22 protein-coding genes are annotated in these 19,999 nt (G+C 63.9%); 8 read left to right on the plus strand and 14 right to left on the minus strand.

Annotated features, from left to right (window positions below):
- Nucleotides 1-312: 312 nt before the first annotated feature.
- From ABZ728_RS18920 to ABZ728_RS18935, 4 genes are all read left to right on the plus strand, one after another.
- The gene (locus ABZ728_RS18920) at nt 313-801 is read left to right on the plus strand and encodes an NAD(P)/FAD-dependent oxidoreductase (RefSeq protein ID WP_366657847.1); all 489 of its coding nucleotides are present in this window, start codon (nt 313-315) and stop codon (nt 799-801) included.
- The gene (locus tag ABZ728_RS18925) at nt 795-1,262 is read left to right on the plus strand and encodes an FAD-dependent oxidoreductase (RefSeq protein ID WP_366657848.1); all 468 of its coding nucleotides are present in this window, start codon (nt 795-797) and stop codon (nt 1,260-1,262) included. The genes ABZ728_RS18920 and ABZ728_RS18925 overlap by 7 nt, the downstream gene beginning before the upstream one ends.
- A 171-nt stretch (nt 1,263-1,433) precedes the next feature.
- A complete protein-coding gene (locus ABZ728_RS18930; protein ID WP_366657849.1) occupies nt 1,434-1,622 on the plus strand; it encodes a hypothetical protein in 189 nt (62 codons plus the stop codon).
- Nucleotides 1,623-1,691: 69 nt separating this feature from the next.
- Nucleotides 1,692-2,186 (plus strand): GyrI-like domain-containing protein, encoded by a 495-nt coding sequence (locus ABZ728_RS18935; protein ID WP_366657850.1) that lies wholly within the window; start codon nt 1,692-1,694, stop codon nt 2,184-2,186.
- 74 nt (nt 2,187-2,260) lie between these two features.
- On the opposite strand, the gene ABZ728_RS18940 is transcribed toward ABZ728_RS18935, so the two are convergent.
- The 4 genes from ABZ728_RS18940 to ABZ728_RS18955 form a co-directional block, all read right to left on the minus strand.
- Nucleotides 2,261-3,253 (minus strand): alpha/beta hydrolase, encoded by a 993-nt coding sequence (locus ABZ728_RS18940; RefSeq protein ID WP_366657851.1) that lies wholly within the window; start codon nt 3,251-3,253, stop codon nt 2,261-2,263.
- 79 nt (nt 3,254-3,332) lie between these two features.
- Nucleotides 3,333-3,932, minus strand: a complete 600-nt coding sequence (locus ABZ728_RS18945) for a 2-hydroxychromene-2-carboxylate isomerase (RefSeq protein ID WP_366657852.1) — start codon at nt 3,930-3,932, stop codon at nt 3,333-3,335.
- A gap of 13 nt (nt 3,933-3,945) precedes the next feature.
- On the minus strand, nt 3,946-4,197 hold the full coding sequence (locus tag ABZ728_RS18950) for an MmcQ/YjbR family DNA-binding protein (protein WP_366657853.1): 252 nt from the start codon (nt 4,195-4,197) through the stop codon (nt 3,946-3,948).
- A gap of 205 nt (nt 4,198-4,402) precedes the next feature.
- On the minus strand, nt 4,403-5,344 hold the full coding sequence (locus tag ABZ728_RS18955) for an acetamidase/formamidase family protein (protein WP_366657854.1): 942 nt from the start codon (nt 5,342-5,344) through the stop codon (nt 4,403-4,405).
- Between the two features lie 252 nt (nt 5,345-5,596).
- On the opposite strand from ABZ728_RS18955, the gene ABZ728_RS18960 reads away from it, so the two are divergent.
- From ABZ728_RS18960 to ABZ728_RS18970, 3 genes are all read left to right on the plus strand, one after another.
- Nucleotides 5,597-6,808, plus strand: a complete 1,212-nt coding sequence (locus ABZ728_RS18960; protein WP_366657855.1) for an alanine--glyoxylate aminotransferase family protein — start codon at nt 5,597-5,599, stop codon at nt 6,806-6,808.
- Nucleotides 6,809-6,917: 109 nt separating this feature from the next.
- Nucleotides 6,918-7,388, plus strand: coding sequence for a hypothetical protein (locus ABZ728_RS18965; protein WP_366657856.1), 471 nt, complete (start codon nt 6,918-6,920; stop codon nt 7,386-7,388).
- 237 nt (nt 7,389-7,625) lie between these two features.
- Nucleotides 7,626-8,549: an alpha-L-glutamate ligase gene (locus ABZ728_RS18970; RefSeq protein WP_366657857.1), complete on the plus strand. Its 924-nt coding sequence runs from the start codon at nt 7,626-7,628 to the stop codon at nt 8,547-8,549.
- A 40-nt stretch (nt 8,550-8,589) separates the two neighbouring features.
- Here the strand turns inward: ABZ728_RS18970 and ABZ728_RS18975 are convergent, their stop codons facing one another.
- Both ABZ728_RS18975 and ABZ728_RS18980 read right to left on the minus strand, forming a co-directional pair.
- A complete protein-coding gene (locus ABZ728_RS18975) occupies nt 8,590-9,717 on the minus strand; it encodes an iron-containing alcohol dehydrogenase (protein ID WP_366657858.1) in 1,128 nt (375 codons plus the stop codon).
- A gap of 56 nt (nt 9,718-9,773) precedes the next feature.
- On the minus strand, nt 9,774-10,931 hold the full coding sequence (locus ABZ728_RS18980; protein WP_366657859.1) for an AAA family ATPase: 1,158 nt from the start codon (nt 10,929-10,931) through the stop codon (nt 9,774-9,776).
- A 135-nt stretch (nt 10,932-11,066) separates the two neighbouring features.
- Here ABZ728_RS18980 and ABZ728_RS18985 point away from each other — a divergent pair, with 135 nt between their 5' ends.
- Complete coding sequence (locus ABZ728_RS18985; protein ID WP_366657860.1) at nt 11,067-12,290, plus strand: serine hydrolase domain-containing protein; 1,224 nt, start codon at nt 11,067-11,069, stop codon at nt 12,288-12,290.
- A gap of 28 nt (nt 12,291-12,318) precedes the next feature.
- Here the strand turns inward: ABZ728_RS18985 and ABZ728_RS18990 are convergent, their stop codons facing one another.
- The 8 genes from ABZ728_RS18990 to ABZ728_RS19025 form a co-directional block, all read right to left on the minus strand.
- On the minus strand, nt 12,319-12,873 hold the full coding sequence (locus ABZ728_RS18990) for a ribosome-inactivating family protein (protein WP_366657861.1): 555 nt from the start codon (nt 12,871-12,873) through the stop codon (nt 12,319-12,321).
- Between the two features lie 372 nt (nt 12,874-13,245).
- Nucleotides 13,246-14,250: a Gfo/Idh/MocA family oxidoreductase gene (locus tag ABZ728_RS18995; protein ID WP_366657862.1), complete on the minus strand. Its 1,005-nt coding sequence runs from the start codon at nt 14,248-14,250 to the stop codon at nt 13,246-13,248.
- A complete protein-coding gene (locus ABZ728_RS19000) occupies nt 14,247-15,131 on the minus strand; it encodes a sugar phosphate isomerase/epimerase family protein (protein ID WP_366657863.1) in 885 nt (294 codons plus the stop codon). The genes ABZ728_RS18995 and ABZ728_RS19000 overlap by 4 nt, the downstream gene beginning before the upstream one ends.
- Nucleotides 15,132-15,173: 42 nt before the next feature.
- Complete coding sequence (locus ABZ728_RS19005) at nt 15,174-16,013, minus strand: carbohydrate ABC transporter permease (protein WP_366657864.1); 840 nt, start codon at nt 16,011-16,013, stop codon at nt 15,174-15,176.
- The gene (locus tag ABZ728_RS19010; RefSeq protein WP_366657865.1) at nt 16,013-16,957 is read right to left on the minus strand and encodes a sugar ABC transporter permease; all 945 of its coding nucleotides are present in this window, start codon (nt 16,955-16,957) and stop codon (nt 16,013-16,015) included. The genes ABZ728_RS19005 and ABZ728_RS19010 overlap by 1 nt, the downstream gene beginning before the upstream one ends.
- Nucleotides 16,958-17,031: 74 nt before the next feature.
- The gene (locus tag ABZ728_RS19015; RefSeq protein WP_366657867.1) at nt 17,032-18,270 is read right to left on the minus strand and encodes a sugar ABC transporter substrate-binding protein; all 1,239 of its coding nucleotides are present in this window, start codon (nt 18,268-18,270) and stop codon (nt 17,032-17,034) included.
- Nucleotides 18,271-19,266 (minus strand): alpha/beta hydrolase, encoded by a 996-nt coding sequence (locus ABZ728_RS19020; RefSeq protein WP_366657869.1) that lies wholly within the window; start codon nt 19,264-19,266, stop codon nt 18,271-18,273.
- Nucleotides 19,263-19,967, minus strand: coding sequence for a GntR family transcriptional regulator (locus tag ABZ728_RS19025; protein WP_366657871.1), 705 nt, complete (start codon nt 19,965-19,967; stop codon nt 19,263-19,265). The genes ABZ728_RS19020 and ABZ728_RS19025 overlap by 4 nt, the downstream gene beginning before the upstream one ends.
- Between the last annotated feature and the right edge of the window lie 32 nt (nt 19,968-19,999).

Below are 19,999 nucleotides of genomic sequence, written 5' to 3' on the forward strand. Positions count from 1 at the left end.
GCTCCCCCAGTGGCTCCCCCGGTGGCTCCCGCGGTGGCCCCTTCTGAGGCTCCGGACGGCCCGGACGCCTGGTCCTTACTGTCTGTCTGCGGGCCGGTATTCGGGTCCCGGCTGCGCATTGTCGGATCGGGCCCGCTTGGCCTTTGAATATTGTCACTCATCGCTTCTTGTCCCTCCACTATCCGGTCCGGTTGCCTCCTCTGTTGTTTTCTGCAGAAGCAGACCGACCTCGTGTTCCGACCAAACATCGTATTTGGAATTAGGTTCCGATGGATTTCCGGAGGACGCCATTCGAGGACGACGCGGCCGCCAATGGAACCATCACAGCGCCTGGAGGTTGCGTCGGAGATCAGTACGGGGATGGCTGTTGGGGCACACCGCAAGGCCGCGCGCATGAAATCGATAGACGCCGAGTGCTGCATCGTCGGCGGCGGACCGGCAGGGCTGACGGCCGCGATATTCCTCGCCCGCTTCCGACGACGTTTCGTCCTGATCGACGCCGGGGAAAGCAGGGCCGCCTGGATACCGCGGACGCACAATCATCCGGCCTTTCCTGATGGTATAAACGGCGATGTGCTCCTGGACCGGATGCGCGAGCAACTGGCGCATTTCGGTGCGGCACGGCAGTCGGGGCTGGTTGCCGGCGTCCGCCGAAAGCCCGAGGCCGGACTGGTCGTCGAGATGGAGAACGCGACCGTCGAGGCCCGGTTCCTCGTAATGGCGACAGGCGTCACCGATCGGTTGGCGCTGCCGCCGGAGAGGCCCTGTTTCTGCGCGGCTACACGCCCGACATCATGCTGATCACATTGGGCGGCGAACCCGAACTGTCCGACGAGAATCTCGGGCGGCTGAAATCTGCCGGTATCGGGATGGTATGCACGGCGGTCACCGGTATCGCCGTAGCGTCCGAGCCCGGTCGCGAGGTGCCCGACGAAGCCGTTGCCGAGCGTGTGACGGCGGGAAGCGGGCCGGGAGTCCGGATCACATTCTCTGACGGCGCCGAGCGCGTTTTCGATGCCGTCTATTCCGGCCTCGGGGTCGACCCCAACGTCGGTCTTGCGAAATCGCTGGGTATGGTGCTGGGCGAGGGCGGGCGGATCGTTACCGACGAACGGCAGAAAACCTCGGTGCCGGAGATCTACGCCGCAGGCGACGTCGTGACCGGCTTGAACCAGATCGCGGTCGCCATGGCCCAGGGCGAAATCGCGGCAACGGCCATTCACAACACCCTGCGTCAGGAAGAGAACCGCTGTCTTGCCTAGCCCTGTGGACCGTCCCCCCGGCGCTGGCCTCAAAGGGACATGACCTGTCGTTCAAAATCGGTTACTGTGAAATCGCTGTTCCGGGATTTCAGGTCGCCCGGTCCGATATGGAAATACGAATTATCGATTTGTGATTATTGACATACAAGAACACTGTCCAAGGAGAGTGTCGTGAGTAAAGAGAGAATCAAAATCGAACAGCAAAGCGGTTTGGGGCTGCTATGGATCGCCGGCTGGCTGTTCACGATTGGTTACAGCGGTCTGGGCTTCTGGTCGGGCCTGCTTGCAGTCCTGGTGTGGCCGTATTTTCTGGGCACCGATCTGGCTCCCTTGGGAGAGATCGCTCAATCCGCGCCTTGAGCTTGCTGCAGGATCAGATCGTCGGGCCTTGATCAGCCCAACCCGGCGACGGTGTAGAGGAACCCGCTCATGACATTCGAAATCGTAAACGCCGCAGCGCAGCCGATGCTTTTCGTTACACGGACAGCCGGCATGGATTCCACCGAAATTGCCGGCATCATGGGGGAAGCGTTCGACACGATGGCGGCCTTCATGGGCCGCAATGGAATCGCTCCTGCGGGGGCTCCTTTGGCCATATACCGTGACTGGGATGGGAAGACCATGAAGGTCGATGTCGGATTTCCCGTCAGTTCGGCCGATGCCGCAATCACCGATCCTCCAGTCACCGATCCCCCAGTCACCGATTCCGGCGTGAAGTCGGGCTGGACGCCAGACGGCAAGGCCCTGAAGGCGGTGCATCGAGGTGCCTATTCGGAATTGCGTCGAACCTACGATGCGATGGAAAGCCACGTTAACCAGACGGGCATGAAAACCAGGGATATTGCCTGGGAGGTGTATGTAAATGATCCGGATCAGACGCCGGAAGGCGACCTTCTGACAGAGATCTACATGCCTCTCGCCTGAGGATTCGGTTCAGCAGCGCGCCACTGCGTGCCACCCCGCAATTCTTCCCGATCCGATCGAATTCCCGACGATGCTCAGGAGACAGAGTGGCCCGCGGCATCGTCGATCGCAGTCATCACGGCATCCGTGGCCGATTGGTGGATCATGTGGCCAACCCCCGGCACCCGATAGAATTTGCTGCCGGGCACGTCTTCATGAAGCCGTGCGGAATGCACCCTCGGGTCGATGAGGCGGTCATCGTCCCCGGCGATGATAACGACGGGCAGGTTCAACCGGCCATAGCCGTCGCGCCCGCCGACGGCCTGGGGAATCAGCAGGGCGGCTTCGGCGGCGCTGGCGGTGAGTTGCGACGGACGCAGCGCCATTTCCTTCGGGAACAGCGCGAACTTGGCCGGAACCGGTGCCGGCCCGAATATTTTGCGCAAAAGCATCGGCCAGATCAGCCGGCCCAGGATCGGTGCCAGCGTATAGCGGATGATGTCTCCGATAATTGGAATGGCCGGAGTCGAAAGTCCGATGGCGTCAACTCGGGCCGTTGGATAGTAGTAGCCGGACGCCAGCACGAGGCCACTGACCATTTCGGGATGTCGCTGCGCCAGCGCGACGGCCACCGAACAGCCCCAGGAGTGGCCCATGACCGTTGCATGGTCGATGCCGATCCGCCTGAGCGCCGCGTGGATCAGATCGGCCTGTGCCTCCGCACTGACGAACCGTCCCGCCGAGCGGTCGCTGTGGCCGTAGCCCGGCCGGTCGAAGGCGATCACGCGGTACCGGCGCGCCGCCATGTTGATCAGACCGCTCGACAGGAAATCCTGGATCATGCTGCCGTTGCCGTGCAGCAGGACGAGTGCGTGCCCTTGTCCCCGGTCCAGATAATGCAGCCTGGTGCCGTTGACATTGACGAACCGTCCGAGCGGCGGGTTATCGCGCTCGGCCTTGCGGGCAAGACTGTGGTTGACCACCGCCATCAGGGCCAGCGCGCCCACTGTGGCGCCGACGGCTGTCCCGTACTGGCGTGACCGTTGCCTGGATGGCGGCGTCGGTTTCCTTTGTCTGAAGCCGGTCACGAATTTTACCCGTCCTGTTGTGTCCCCTTCATCTGCGGGCCAACCGCCGCCGGGTCCGCTTGTTCCATTCCTCGTGCGTTTATGCTGCCGCGAGCGCTCGATCCACGAAGTCGAGCCGGTCCTGGCCCCAGAACAAATCGCCGTTGACGATATAGGTGGGCGAACCGAAAACGTCGCGGTCAATGGCCTCCTGTGTGAACGCATCGAAGCGGTGCCGCACGTCGTCGTCGGCCGATGCCGTGATCAGCGCCTTGCCGTCGAAACCGGCGGCGTCAGCAATGGCGGTCAGGGTCGCCGGGTCGGCGATGTCGCGTTCCTCTGCCCAGACAGCGCGCAGAATGGCGTGGGCGAGCGGGCCGGGATCATGGCCGAGCGTGTCGGCGGCGACCACCAGCTGGGAAGCGGGAATGGTGTCGACCGGAAAGTATTTCGGCTCCAGTGTCAGCGGCACATCGAGAAAATCGCGCCAGCGCTGCAATTCGGCCATCCGGTAACGCTGCCGCTGAATCGCGCGTTTGGCGAGCGGCAGTCCGCCGGACACCGGAAATATCTTCGCAAGATCCACCGGGCGATGGGCGATCGTTGCGCCGTGTCTGGCGGCGATTTCATAAAGCCGGGCGCTGCCCAGATACGTCCACGGCGATGACAGGAAGCAATAATAGTCCACTGACTTGGTCATTTTTCGGATTTCCCTATACGTCGCCGCCATCCCTGCCGGCAGTTTTCGAATCAGGTTCGAGCAAGGCGGCAAGTTTCTTTGGCGCGATCAATGAATAGCTGCGGCGGACGATGAACCGCACTTCATCCCAGTCGGGCCCAGAGGCTGGATCGTCGTCCAGTCGCATGCCGACCCAGCCCTTGGGTCCGAGATAGGGCGGCACGAAAAACCGATTGGGGTCGGCGCCGACAAGGACCTCCTGGCTGCCGGGCGGGGCCTGGACCACACCCTCGTTTCGCCGTCGCCGCTGTGCTCCATGGCAAAGATCCGGTCGCGGACGCGATATGTGGGCTCGCCCCACGCTTTTTTCTCGGTCGCTTCGGGTAGTGCCAGACACAAGGCACGCAGGCGCTTGGCCGGTGGAAGGTCGTCTGCGGCCCCGTCGCCGGTGCTGCGCTTGGCCGGAGCCCCGTCATTGGGCGTTTGCTGCGTCATGGTTTCTCAAGATACCGCTTTTCGAGCATCATGTGGATGCCCTTGTTGCCGTTGACCACCTGTGTGACCCGCAGGTCGCCGACGAGGCTGCACAACGCAAACGCTTCGTAGCGGTCGATACCGGCGCGCGCCACGATCAGGTCGATCATCTGGCGGAGCGCGATCTGGGCGGCGGTGTCCAGATCGGGATCGAAGGCCATGGTGATCATGTGGCCCGGCGTTTCGGCCAACGGCCAGACGAGGTTCAGATCCTGGCGGACCGTCAGATCGAAGGTGCCGATCAGGCCGGTTTCAATGGCGGTGACGCAGACCTCGCCGTCGCCTTGCGCGCCGTGGCCGTCGCCGACCGAAAAGCGCGCCCCATCGACATGGATGGGAAGATAAAGGGTCGTTCCGGCAACCAGTTCCTTGTTGTCGAGATTGCCGCCATTGCGACGGGGCGGCAACGTCGAGATCCGCCCCCAGGCCGGCGGCGGCGCCACAGCCATGACGCCGAAGAACGGCGCCAGCGGTATGTCCATGCCCCAGGGTGTCCGGCCGATGCCCTTTTCACGGTCGAGCGGGACGTGAAACAGGCGGCGCTCCTCGAAATCGTCGGGCAGGGCGCCCTTCAGCGGCTGGACATAGGTGTATCCCCAGTCGTAATGGAGTTCGATCGAGCGAATGTCGACCTGCAACACATCGCCGGCGCGTGCGCCGCGAACGGCGACCGGGCCGGTGCACATATGGCCGGGCAGCCGCTGCGGGACATGGGCATGGACCGCCTTCAGCGCATCGGGGATGTCGAACGACGGAGCGGGCAGGACCTCCGGTCCGCCGGAAACGGTCGCAATTGTGACGGTGTCGCCGCTATCGACGGTCAGGACCGGGTCCAGTGTTGCATCGAACCAGCCCCAGTGGACGGTTTCCGCTCCCGGTTCGAGCCTCTGATTGGTCATTCGTCCCTCGTCGCTTGTCGATTACGTCCCTGCCGCCGCCTGCTGGCTGGCTGCGGGGCGGATGATCCCCGACGGTCCGCCGCGCGGCGGTTCGTGTCAAGCATCCGGTCAAGTGCCCGGTCAAGCTTCTGGTCAAGCCTCTGGACATGGGAACGGCAGTTGGACGACTATGATCGAATGACGGATCGGGACCGGCCGGTGTGGTATCGGCGGCGCGATCCCGCCATACCTGTCACAATGAATTCTGTCACAATGAAGAGCATGATCATGTCACTGGCCGGCGGTCGCGAAATCCTCAGCATTCCCGGACCGACAACGGTTCCCGATCGGGTTCTGTCGGCGATGCACCGTCCGGCGGTGGATATCTATTCAGGGCCGCTGGTCGACCTGACGGACCACTGTCTGGCCGAACTGCGCGGTTTGTTCGCCGTTGGCGATGGCCGGGCGTATATCTATGCCGCCAACGGGCACGGCGCCTGGGAAGCGGCATTGTCCAATGTCCTGTCGCGCGGCGACCGGATTCTGGTTCTGGAAAGCGGCCGTTTCGCCGCCGGCTGGGGGCAGATGGCAGGCGATCTGGGTGTCGAGGTTACGACGCTGGCCGGCGACTGGCGCCGCGCCGTCGATCCGGCGGCGGTCGAAGACGCCCTGCGCAAGGATACCGAGCACCGGATCAAGGCGATCCTCGTCGTTCAGGTCGACACCGCTTCCGGCGTGGTCAACGATATTCCGGCAATCGCCGCCGCGCGCGCGGCGGCCGGCCATCCGGCGCTGCTGATGGCCGACTGTATCGCATCGCTGGCCTGCATGCCGTTCGACATGGCCGCCTGGGACGTCGATGTCGCCGTATCGGGATCGCAGAAGGGGCTGATGACGCCGCCGGGCCTCGGCTTCGTCGCGGCGCGGGGTCGCGCGTTCGAGGCGCATGGGCGTGCCGATCTGCGCACCCGGTACTGGGACTGGACAGAGCGCGACGGCCCCGAGCACTACCAGAAATATTGCGGCACCCCTCCGGAGCATCTGCTTTTCGGCCTGACAGAGGCCCTGGTCATGCTGCGCGAGGAGGGGCTTGACGCCGTCCACGCCCGGCATCGCCTGCTGGCCGGCATGGTGCATGCCGCCGTTGACGGCTGGTCCGTGCCTGACGGAATTTCGTGCAACGTGATCGATCCGGCCCATCGGTCGCCGTCGGTGACGACTGTGCTGCTGCCGCCCGGCATCGATCCGGAGACCGTTCGGGGCGCTGCCTCACGCACATGCGGGGTCGTGCTGGGCAGCGGCATCGGCGCCCTGGATGGCAAGGGATTCCGCATCGCTCATATGGGCCACTGCAACGCCGGCGCGACGCTGGGCGTGCTGGGTGCGGTGGAAACGGCGCTGGCGCTGGTCGGGATCGATCACACGCCCGGCGGTGTTCAGGCCGCTGTCCGTCATCTGCAAGAGGTGACGGCAAAGGCGGGATAGGATGACGGGCAAGCAAGCAGGCGTGCCCCCGTGCTTGCCGGTCAAGGCTTAACGCGGTAAACGGTCGTCTGCCGACCGCCGGCAGAGACCGTCAACCAGGGGAGTATCCATGGTCGAGTTGGACCGCGACTATCTGCTTGAGCAGCTCGAAAAGCTCGGGTCGCAGGATGACACTACCGTACTCGAAGCTGCGCGTGCCGCCCATCGCCATGTCGAGGCCGCCGGCTTCACCTGGGACGATGTGCTCGAGCCGGATGAGGATGATTTCGACGAGGACGACCTCGACGAGGATGAGCTGGACGGGGACGAAGTCGACAGGGATGACCTCGACGGGGACGACGAACTCGGCCCCGACGATGACGAAGACGAGCTTGAAGACGGAGCCGGGAAGGGTGACGATGAATCCGGCGGGCAAGGCGACGAAGGCCGGCTGATTTCCGAACTTCTGGCAAACGACGCCGTCACCGAGGATACGCGCGAGGATCTGGTCGATATGCAGGCCGATTTCCAGAACGGCCAGCTGAGCGCCATGGATCGCCGTTTCATCCGCGCCCTCGCGAAGCGGCTGGACATTCGGTAGCGAAGACTCCGGCGGGCCGGCTGGCGCAGCAGTTTCCCTGCTCGTCACGGCCCGCCGTACTCCGGAAAATCTGACACCAGAACCGAGACCGACCGGCAGGTTGCCGAAATGGCGCGCGCGAAGGACGCAGCGCCCGGCGAGGGCGTGCGCGCAAATTTCCTTGACCCGAACGCTGTTATTCTCCATTTCCCGTTAGTGATATACCTAATTGAAGTTTCTACGGCGAGGAAATGGGAAATGTCTAAGATACACATTATACATGAGAATGACGCGTGGACCGCACCGTTGTTCGCCGCACTCGACGCGCGTGGCCTCGACTATCAGCCGTGGCATCTGGCCGAAGGTCGCGTGGAAGCGAACGCAATCCCGCCAGAAGGCGTATTCTACAATCGTATGAGTGCATCTTCGCACACGCGCGATCATCGCTTCGCGCCGGAACTGACCCGCCAGGTTTTGGCATGGCTCGAAACCCATGGCCGCCGCGTAATCAACGACAGCCGGGCGGTAAATCTCGAGATCGACAAGCTGGCGCAGTACAGGGCGCTGGCCAGCGTGGGGATCGAGACGCCGCGCACGATCGGGGCTGTGGGCCGGGCGTCTGTTCTGGCGGCGGCGAAGGACTTCCCATCATGGCCGCTGATCCTGAAGCCCAACCGGGGCGGCGCCGGCGCCGGCGTTCAGCTTGTGGAAAGTCCGGCACAGCTTGCCGAAATTCTCGACGATCCGGCCACCGAATGGCCATTGGACGGTATATGGTTGGTACAGGACTACATCCGGGCCGCAGAACCGTGCATTACGCGGTGCGAATTCATTGACGGCCGCTTTCTCTACGCGGTTCGCGTAGACACCAGCGACGGCTTCGAATTGTGTCCGGCTGACGCCTGCGCCTTGCCGACCGGGCGCGAGCGGTTCGAGATCATCGACGGCTTCGACGATCCGATCCTTCGGCGCTATGAGCGGTTTCTGGCCGCAAACGGCATCGAAGTGGCGGGCATCGAGTTCGTGCGGACACCGGACGGCCGGGCCATCACCTATGACGTCAACACCAACACGAACTACAACGCCAAGGCCGAGCAGGCCGTCGGGGTTTCCGGCATGGGGCAGCTGGCCGATTTTCTGGGCCGCGCCCTGGACGAGGTGCGCCACCGGAAGGCGGCGTGACGGATCAGAGCCTGGCGCCGGGCAGCTTTCCGGATCCGGACTAAACGAAGACCGCGTCCAGCATGGCGCGATAATCGTCGGCCGTGGCAGCGCGCGGGTTGGTGGCGTGGCTGTGATCGGCCAGCGCGCGCTCGATCACCCAATCGAACTGGCTGCGCTCGACGCCCAGCGTCTTCAGGCCGGCCGGCAGACCCAGATCGCGGTTGAGCATGTCGAAGGCATCCGCGAGGTCGGCATCGGGGGCCAGGCCCATGGCGACGGCGAGCCGGGCCGACTTGTCGCCGGTGTGACCGTGGTTGAAGCGCAGCACCGGCGGCAGCAACACGGCGTTCAGAACGCCGTGATGAAGCGTCGGACTTTCCAGGCCGCCCAGCGCATGCGACAGGGCGTGGATGGCACCCAGCCCTTTCTGGAACGTCAAGCCGCCCTCAAGGGATCCCATCATCATCTGCCACCGGGCCTCGCGGTCGTCGCCATGCGCGACGGCGGTACGGATATGACGCCACAGGCGCCCTGCGCCGTCCAGCGCGATTGCCTCGGCTGGTGGATTGACGCGCGGCGACAGCAGGGTTTCCACGCAATGCGACAGGGCATCCAGACCGGTCGCCGCCGTCAGACCCGGCGGCAGGCCGAGCGTCAGATCGGGATCGCAGATCGCCCGTTTGGGGATCAGATGCGGGCTGATAAAGCCCAGCTTGCGCCGGTCGTTCAGCGTGATCAGGGCCGCGCGGCCGACTTCCGAGCCGGTTCCGGCCGTCGTCGGAAAGGCGACGACCGGCGCCACCGATGGCGTAATTCGTGCGACGCCGCCCTCGATGGCGGCATAGGGCGCCAGCGGGCCGGGATGGGTTGCCAGCAGCGCAACGCCCTTGGCCAGATCGATCGACGACCCGCCGCCCAGCGCGGCGATGCCGTCGCAGCCGCCATCGCGATAGACCGCCAGCGCCGCCTCGACCGCACTTTCCGTCGGGTTGGAAGGCGTGTCCAGGAACTGCGCCGCCGGCGCCTCAAGATGGGCGGTCACCCGGTCCACCAGCCCGGCGGCGGCGACGCCCCGGTCGCTGATCAGCAGCGGACGGGTGATGCTCAGTTCCGCTAGCACCGCCGGCAGCTTCGCGACCGCGCCGTGATCGAAATGGATGGTGGTCAGATAATTGATGTCCGGCACAGCGCCGTCTCCCCAATTGTTTTTCGTTTTCGGCCCGTCCCGGACCGGCGGCTTCCTTACCGTGACGGCCACGCCCAGGACGGTCGCTCGACGTCGCGGACCACCGTTTCCCCCAGTTCCTTGGTCAACGACATGGTCATGCAGTCGTCCGTCTCGGCCAAGGCTGCCACCAACGGCGTGGCATGGGAAACGACAATGATCTGCGAGTCCCGCGCGGCGCCGGCGATCAGCCGGGCCAGCGGCGGCAGCAGGTCGGGATGAAGGCTGGTTTCGGGCTCGTTCAGCACCATCAACGATGGCGGGCGCGGCGTCATCAGGGCGGCGACCAGCAGCAGATAACGCAATGTGCCGTCGGAAAGTTCTGCCACGCGCAACGGGCGCAGCAGGCCGTGCTGGTGCATGGCAATCTCGAACAGGCCCCCCTGCTCGGTGATTTCGACCGTCGAGCCGGGAAAGGCGTCGTCGATGGCCGCGGCCAGGCCAGTGGGGTCGCCGATTTCGGTGATGGTCTGAAGCGCGGCGGCCAGATCGCCGCCATCGGCGCCGAGGATCGGCGTGCGCGTGCCGACTTGCGGCCGACGGGCGGGGGCCTCTAGATCGGTGCGGAAATGATCGTAGAAGCGCCAGCCGCGCATCCGTTCCCGCAGCAGCAGAAGTTCCGAGAGATTGCGCGGGTCGGCGGCGTGGGTCATCATGCTTTCGAAGGGCGGCAGGCTGGTCATGACCGGCAGGCGCTGGCCCGCCTCGTCCAGCGCCTGAACGAGGCGCCCGGCCCGTGTCGCGAACACGTTGCCGCGCTTCAGTACCTCGCCGACCCATACCGCCTCGGCCTTGATCTCCGGGTCGCGATTGAACAGCGAACCGCCCTGGGCGATTGGCAGCCCAAGATCGATGGCATAGCCGTAATCGGCCGAGGCGAATCCCAGCTTCAGGCTGACCCGATCCTGGCGCAGCGTTCCATGGACCGGTGCCTTGCCGGCCTTCATGGCGCGCGAGAACGATTCCGGCCCGGCCCAGAGCGTCGATGACAATCCGCCCTCTGCCGCCAGCGAGGCCACCGCCCGCCCTTGCGCCACGTCCGACAAAAGACGCAAAGCCCGGTAGAAGCTCGATTTGCCGCTGCCGTTCGGACCGGTGACCACGTTCAACCGGTCGAGCGGCAACACGACGTCGCGCAGCGAACGGTAACCGGAGATCGCAAGTGTCAGGATCATGGCGGGGGCCGGCTCATTCGGTTCAAGGGAGTGCCTGCAAGGTTAACCGTAGCTGGGATCGAACGCGACCTTCGACTTGTTGCAAGTCGTTGTGTAGAGGTTGAACGCATTTCTTGAATCAGTGGGATTTTCGCGATGAGATTGATGCTGGTCCGGTCCGTCGCCGTCTGGGCATTGACGCCGGTTGTCGGGGCGGGGATGTTTGCGATGACGGCGGAGGCCGACGTCATCGCGGCGGAGCCGAAAGCGGCAATCGAAGCATTGACGGCCGAACAGGTGGGGCGGCGACATCTGCAATCGCTGTTGCTTCAGGTTCGCATTGACGGCGTCGAGGCGCTGACCATTGCCCATGGCACGGCGATGACCGGCGTGCCGGTGACGCGGGATCATCATTTCCGCAACGGCGCCGTTGCGCTTGCCTATGTCGCGGCAATGGCTTTGCGTTTGGCCGAGGACGGCGTTGTCGATCTGGATGTGCCAGTATCGCGCTGGCTGCCAGAATTGCCGGCCGGCGATAAGGCCACATTGCGCATGCTGGCCAATATGACGGCCGGCTATCCCGACCATGTCGCGGATGAGGAAAGCTTCATCGCGCCGTTCTATGCCGATCCGTTCGCGCACTGGTCGCCGGAGGCCCTGATCGACATCAGCTTGTCGGCAGAGCGCCGGTTCGAGCCGGGCGAGAACTGGGACTATTCCCACAGCGGCTACGTCATCCTCGGCCGGACGCTCGAAGCCGCGACCGGTCGGCCGATGGCCGAACTGATGGCCGACCACGTTCTGGCGCCACTGGGGCTGAGCGAGACCCATGGCTTTGATACGGCAATGGTGCCGGAGCCCGCGCTGCACGCCTTTACCGCCGAACGCGGTGTCTGGGAGGATGCCACTCACTGGAACCCGTCCTGGACGCTGCCGTCAGGCGCGATTCAGGTGACCACGATCACCGATATGGCCCGCAGTTTCGATGCGATCGTCGGCCATGACGGGTTCCTGACGGCAGAGTCGCGCGCACAGATGATCGAGCCGCGCCTGATCGGCTTTGGCGCGCCGCTCGACGGCTGCGCCACCTGCCGGACGCTGAGCGAAACCTTCAGCTATGGCCTCGGTGCCGCGCTTCAGGGTGACTGGGTATTTCAGACGCCCAGTTTCGGCGGCTATGCGGCATCCGTGGGAACGCTGCCTGAGGGAAGGGCCGATGGCGGGCGGATCACGATCGCGGCCGTGGCCACCTTCACGCCGGACTCCCATGCCGATTGGACAGGCGGTCTGCCCAACTGGGCCGACGAGACCGTCAGGCTGGCGGCCGCGATACTCGTTCCCGGCAATCCGCCGCCGATGCCGCCGTCGAGAGAGGAATGAGCGGCAGCAGCGCGTGATGCTGTCGTGATTATCGGTGCTGGACCCGGACCTTGTAGTCGCCGTCCGCGGTGCGCCTTGCCCAGTCAAGGCTGGAGATCTCACGATTGTGCATGATGGCCATGGCCACGTCCTGGAACCGCAAGGCTTCGGAAAGACCGATCGCACAGCGGCCGATTGCCCGTTTGATCGTCGACTGTTTCGTGTCGCTCGTCGCATTGAAGAGGTCGCCCAGGGCGAAATCGAGATCGTTCATCGAGAGGTATATCGGACTGTTCCGGTCGACACCCAGCGCGCCATAATCGGTTCCGAAAGTATATTTCATTTCTGGTGAGCAATCATACTTTACATCTTTGAATATGAATATTTTCTTAGATTTGTTCCTGAATCCCTGAACATAAAGATTGCCGAGTTCGAAGAGTATCGAGACGGTCCCGGCGGTGCATTTTATCGGAACTTCGATGTACGGGTGTTTCTTGGGCTGGATGGCGATCAGGGGGCCTCTGGAGCCGTCTTTGGTTTCTTCATTGACAGTAAGGTGAACCATGAGCGTATTGAGAATTGAGACGTAATCTAACTGTTTCATGTCTGTTTCCCGCGACAGGAATTGGCTTGACACTATGTTAAGCAGAAGCCCTGCGTCCTGCGTTCCGGCGCCGGACTCCACGCTTGATCTATACGCGGCATCATGCAACTAAAGTGTGTAGACAAAATTAAAAATCATGTAAAAGTGGCTGGAGCGCGCGTGCGGAATCGGCTTTTTGCCCTGTATCCCATGGCTAGTGATCCTTCAGGCGAAACGGGGTCCGCCACACAAGACACTGCTTGAGGGTCTGCTTTGGTCGGTTTTGACGCACGGCACGCTGCGCATGCCACCGCGGCCCTCCGGGAGCGTGTCCGCGAAGGAAGCGAGCGGCGGTGGCGTATGAATTGGGGGCAGAGTGCCCCCTTGGATGCCTTAACCCAGTGCCCGCGTCACGCCCGCGCGTAGCTTGTCCAGCAGGTCCATGGCGGTAATGCCGTCATGGATGGTCGGGGCACCGGGCGTGCCGTCGCGGAGCAGGGCCAGCGCGTCGCCGAGAAGCCCGTGATAGCCCTTGAAATCCTCGTTCGCGGCGGCGGTGAAATTGGGCTCCCAGGTCAGCGTGTCGCAACCGGGGCTCAGGATCGCCGCCGGGTCGTCGGTCTTGAACGGCGGGTCGCGGTGATAGGCGACGTTGATGACGTTGTCGACCTCGACCCGGCGATGGTCGCCCATGACCTGGATCGATTCCATCGGTGTGCCGCGCGACTGCACCGTGCCCATGACCAGCGTGCCGACGGCACCGCAGGTGAAGTGCAGATCGACATGCATCAGCAGCTTGCCGGGTTGGTGTTCGCGCGCCCGGACGGTCATGTCGGCGATGGGCGAAACGAGATGGGCCGGCAGGTCCATGTAGTGGACGCAGTGGTGCAGGAAAAAGCCGGTATAGTCGGCATTGCCCTCGAAATAGGTCGGCGCTGTCATGTACGAGCCATAGAACCCCAGCACCGGCCCGAAATCCTTATCGGCGATGACGTTGCGGGCGATCCGGTTGCCGACCGAATAGCGCTTCATGAAGCCGACGGCGATCGGCTTGCCGGCACTGTCCGCGGCGTCCGCCAGCCGGCGGGCATCGTCGCCGGTCGCCCCGGGCGGTTTTTCCATGAACACCGGCAGGCCGCGCTTCAGCGCGGCGATTCCCGCCTCGACATGCAGGCCCGGTCCGACGGCCATGCCGATGGCATCGAGACCCGGATGCGCCAGCATTTCGCGATAGTCGTCGAAAGCGGCAGTGACGCCGAACTGGCGCGCGACATCGCCACGTCGTCCGGCGTCGGTGTCGCAGACAGCGGCCAGCCGCGCGTCAAAGCGGGTCAGTTGCGGCAGCAGCATCTGCGAGGCGTGCCGGCCGCAGCCGATCCATCCAATATTCATCGTCATCGGCGGTGCGCTCCCATGGCGAGCAGACTGCGAAGCATCTGTGCGCTGTCCTTCAGTCTCTGGTTTTCATCTTCATGCGGCGGCCGCCACTGCGCGAACGGCACGCCGATGCGGTCGTCGTTGCGCCGGAACGGCTCCAGCGAGATCGGGCCGCGATAACCGATATCGGCCAACGCGCGGACCACCGATGTCCAATCCGTCATGCCGGTGCCGATAAAGCCGCGATGGTTCTCGTTGGCCTGGAAATGGATTGTCTTTGGCCCGGCAAGGCGGATCGCTTCGGCCAGATCGGCCTCTTCCATGTGCATGTGGAAGGTGTCGAGCATCAGGCCGATCCCCGGATCGCCGACCAGATCGATCAGGTCGACGGCCTGGCGCGTCGTCGACAGGAAATCGGTCTCGAACCGGTTGAGCGGCTCGACCGCCAGCGCGATCCCGGCACCCCGTGCATGGGCGGCGGCAACTTTCAGGCCTTCGACGCACCACTCGACCCGTTGGCGGCGAAGGTCCTCCGGCACCGGTGCGGGCGGGCGTCCGGCAAACACCAGCGGATTGCCATAGAGTGGCCCGCCGACGATCGGTGCGCCCAGTTCGGCGGCGCAATCGGCGGCGTATTTCAGATAGTCGACCCCGGCCTGACGCTCGGCGGCCTCGTCGCCGGTCAGGTTGCGCTGCAGGTTGACGCGCGCGGCCAGCACCACCGACAGCCCGGCGTCGTCCAGCGCCCGGCGTGTTTCGGCGATGTCGAGTTCGCCCGGCTCGGGCACCAGCAGTTCAACGAAGTCGTAGCCCAGCGACTTGAACGTCGTGAACCAGGGGAAGTGTTCACGCGTGAAGGGGCGGGCGACCTGCATGGATATCAGGCCGATCGGGTTGGACATTGGTTCACCTTTCATACGGTCCGCCAAATTGTCTGTCTGCCGTCAGCCCTTGACCGCGCCCTGGGTCAAGCCGCTGATCAGGCGTTTCTGGACGATCAGGAACAGGACCGTGGCGGGCAGCGCGCCCAGCACGCCGCCGGCGGTCAGCAGGCCCCACTCGATCTGGTATTCGCCGATCAGGGTCTGAATGGCCACGGTCATGGTCCGGACATTGCTGCCGCCCAATGTCAGGGCATAGAGATACTCGTTCCACGAGGTGATGAAGATGTAGATGGCCGTTGCGATGATGCCCGGCATGATCAGCGGCAGGATCACGCGCCGCAACGCGCCGAGCCGGCTACAGCCATCGGTCATCGCAGCCTCGTCGAGGCTCTTGGGAATGGCGTTGATATAGCTGGTCAGCATCCAGATCGAGAACGGGATGGCGACCGTGGAGTTGGCGATGATCAGCGCGGCGTGCGTGTCCAGCAGGCCAAGCCGCCGCATGATCACGAACAGCGGCAGGATCAGCAGCACGATCGGGAACATGTTGATGACCAGGAACTTGACCATCAGAATCCGCCGCCCCGGAAACCGAAACCGTGAAAACGCATAGGCCGCGGTCACGCTGATGCTCAGGCCCAGGATCACCGTGCCGACGGCGACGATGAAGCTGTGCATCATGTTCGTCAGGAACGTCGTGCGCCCGACCAGCCGTTCATAGTTGGCCCCGGTCCAGTCCACCGGGTTCACCGACACCCCGAAGCGCAACAGATCTTCCTGTTGGGTGAACGATGTCATCGCCATCCAGATATAGGGGCCGAGCGCGAAGGCGATGATCGCCAGTACCGGCAAGTCGGTGATCATGAACCGGCGCAGGCGCGAATTCTTGCGTGTGACCATCAGTCCATGTCCCTGTTGACGCGGCGCAGATAGATCAGGATCAATCCGGCGAGCATGATGGTGAATATGACCGCCAACGCCGATCCATAGCCGAAGTCCAGCTCTGACCGCGCGGTGATGAAGGCGTAAAGCGGCAGCGTGCGGGTGGCATAGCCGGGACCGCCGCCGGTCATCACGTAGATGACGTCGATCGAATTCGCGACCCAGATCGTGCGCAGCAGGATCGCCGTCGCCAGCACGCCGGCGATGCCGGGCATGGTGATATAGCGGAATTGCTGCCACGCCGTGGCGCCGTCGATTGCCGCGGCTTCGTAATAGCTTTTCGGGATCGACTGCAATCCGGCCAGGATCATGACGGCGAAGAAGGGAAAGCCCTGCCAGGTCAGCGTCAGGATGATCGAGTAGAGCGCCGTGTCAGGATTGGCCAGCCACGGGAATGCCGATTGCAGAATGCCGACCCGCATCAGGATGTCGTTGAGGACCCCATAGTTGCCGTCATAGATCCAGCGCCACATCAGCGCGATCACGACACTGGGCAGGGCCCACGGAATGATCACCAGCGCCCGCGCCAACCCGCGCCACGCGAAATCGCGGTTCAGCAGAATTGCGGTGATCAGCCCCAACAGGGCCTGAGCCGGGATCGTGATGCCGATCCACAGCACGGTGTTCCAGGTCGAGATCCAGAAAACCTCGTCCCCCAATGCCTCTACAAAGTTGCCGAGGCCGATGAACACGCGATCCGCCGGCCGCCAGACGACATAGTCGTGGAGGCTGAGGAAGATGGCTTCTGCCATGGGCAGAAAGACGATCAGCAGCGTGACGATGACCGCCGGCGACATCAAAACATAAGGAAGTATGCTGCGTCCCGATTTCGGATAGCGTCGGCGCCCGGCGGTCCGCCCGCCAGCCTGCCCGTCGGTGTGAGTGTCGGTAATTGAGGACATCTGCAAACTATCCGGCCGGTCGGAGGGAAGGAAATCGGGCCGGGGACGGTTCAAACGCCCCCGGCCGATGGGCGTCATTCGCCGTGGAACAGTTCTTCGATGTTCTGCATCATCTCTTCGGACGAGATTTCCCCGAGCAGCGCGCGCTGCATGTTGGTTGGCCAGACGGAGTTGACAAAATCCGATGCCTCGGGCGTTGGCGGCAGCGTATTGGCGAACGGCAGGGAGTCGACGGTGGCCTGAACGAAACGCGGTTCGTGCAGCGACCATTCGTCGGAGTCCGACTGGGTCACCGGAAGCTGGCCGGTCGCTTCGTTGAACATCGCGTTATTACCGCTTGAGGCCAGGAACGAGATCCACTCCCAGGCCGCGTCCTTGTCTTCCGCCGTCGAGAATACCGCCAGCGATTCGTCGCCGAAGGTGGTCCAGCGGTTGCCGTCGCATTCCGGCATCGGTACGGCGTCGACATTGTCGCCCAGTGCTTCGACCATGGCATTGGCCGACCCGATATGGTGGATCGTCATGGCCGTGCGGCCCTGCTGGAAACCGGCGATGGTTTCCTGGAAGCCGTCGTTCGGGGCCGATGGCGGGAACACGCCATGCTCGCGGTGCAGGTCGATGACCCACTGGTTGGCGGCAATGGCCGCGTCGTTGGTCAGGCCTCCTTCTTCCAGGCTCACGCCGTCGCGGGACATGATGAACGGCAGCCAATGGTCGTGGCCGCCGCCGGCGCCCCGAAAACCGAAGCCGTAAATGTCGATGTTGCCGTCGCCGTCGGTGTCCTGCGTCAGGGTTTGTGCGGCATTCAGGAAGTCGTCACAGGTGGCCGGCGCGTCGAGCCCGGCTTCCTCGAACAGGTCGGTGCGATAGTAGAGGTAGAGCACCACGTACTGGACCGGCAGATAATACTGGTTGCCGTCCGGACCGGCGTTGATGTCGAGCATGTTGGGCAGCAGGTCGTCGCTGCCATCCCAGCTGTCGATGCGGTCGCCGATCGGCTCCAGCGCGCCCATTTCGATCAGCCGGGGCTGGGCGAACAACTTGACCATGGCTGCGTCCGGGGCGTCGCCGCCGACGATCGAGGTGTAGAGATTGTCGTAATAGCTGTTCCAGGGAATGTTCTCGGCCTGGATCGTGATGTCCGGATGCTCGGCCTCGAACGCCTCGACCAGCTCCGACATCGGGTTGTCCGGGTTGTCGAAGTGATACCAGAAGCGGACCTCGGATTGGGCGGATGCCGCGGACGTCAGCATGATCGTCGACAGGGCCGCGACGGAGGCCGACGCGGTCAGCATTTTCAGGGCATTTCTCATTCAATCCTCCCAGGGATTTGTCTTGGTTGCGTTCCGGCGGCACCATGCGCCGGCTTGGCGGAAGGCGTCGCGCGCCTCCGCAAGGGAATGGGTCATCTGCATGAATCCATGGATGACGCCGTCGTGGATGACGAGCGGGTCTTCGCGGCCGATCCCGGTCAGCCGGGCGTGCAGCGACAGGCTGTCGTCGAGCAGCGGATCCAGACCGGCGGCATTCAGGTAGAGCGGCGGCAGACGCCGGAGGTCGCTGTCCTCGGCCGCCAGTGGCGTCGCCAGCGGATCGTTGCGCCGTTCGTGATCGGGGCAATACCAGTCCCAGTATTGCTGCATTCGCTGGCGGGTCAGGCCGTAGCCGGTCGCGCGGCTGCGATAGGACGGCGTGTCGAAATCACAACCATAGACGCCATAGAACAGCAGCCCGAAATCGGGCAGCGCCCCGCCTGAGCGGATCTGCTGCAGCATCAGCGCCAGCGCCAGATTGGCGCCTGCGGAATCGCCAGCGACGCCGACCGGTCCGCCGTTAATGCCGTAATGCGCCGGAGCCGAACCGATCGCTTGCCACGCCACGGCGACATCGTTCAGACCTGCGGGGAAGGGCGCTTCCGGCGCCAGGGCATAGCGAATGCCGATCACCGGCATGCCGCATTCGATCGCCAGGCAGCGCATGGCGCGTTCATGCGTCGTCGGGCTGCAGAACGCAAAGCCGCCGCCGTGGATATAGATGACCGCGCCCGGACCGGCATCCGGCGGCGTGAAAATGACGACGGGGGCGGGCGTGCCGTCGGCGGCGGGTACGGTGGTCCGGTCGACCGCCGCCATGGCCGGCAGGTCGGTGTTCCACCGGGTGTTGATGCCCTCGATCTGCTTGCGGGCGACTGATGGCGGCAGCGTCGTTGGATCCGGCAGATGGGCGTCTTCAGCGGCCAGTCGTGCCGCGATCGCCGCCATCTCCGGCGTCATCGACTGTGCGGGGTCTGCTTTACCGGACTTCGTCATGCCTGCATCCTTTTCGGCGCCGGACGGTCGAAGACGGCGGGGCCGAAATCGAAGATCGTGGCGACGTGGTGGCCGATCGCTTCGGACGCCTTTTCCGGATCGCGGTCTTCTATTGCCTGAATGATGCTCCAGTGGCGGCGCGCGGTTTCGATCAGATCGCGCTGCTCGCCGGAATGGATGATCTTGAATCGGTGATTGTGCAGAATGCAGCGATGCAGAATCGGTTCGACTGCCGGCAGGTCGGCGGTGCTGAACAATTGCCGGTGGAAGGCGCGATCCTGTTCGGACAACAGGTATTCGTCTTCGGCGGCAGCGGCATCCTCCATGCTCGACGTCAGTGATTTCAGCGCGTCCACGGTCCGTGGGTTGATGCGTTCCAGGCTGCGGACGATGCCGCGCGTCTCGATCCCGTGGCGGATGCGGAACATGTCTTCGGCTTCGGCGCGCGTGCAGTCCGAAACCCGGGTTCCCCGATGGGCCATCCGATTGACCAACCCTTCGTCCTGCAGGTTCAGCAATGCCTCGCGGACGGGGCCCTGACTGCAATTGAATTGTTCCGCCAGTTCCAGTTCCAGCAGCTGGGCGCCGACCGGGATCTCGCCCAGCATGATGGCGCGCTTGATCGTCTCGAACACCTCGGTGCTCTTGGATGTCTTGCTGGCGACCTCCCTGCCGCCTGGCGGTACATACGTTACCGGCATCGATTTTTGCGCCTTCGTGGCTTCAGGTTCTG

Origin of the sequence: Fodinicurvata sp. EGI_FJ10296 (assembly GCF_040712075.1) — a bacterium.
Lineage (GTDB): Bacteria > Pseudomonadota > Alphaproteobacteria > DSM-16000 > Inquilinaceae > JBFCVL01.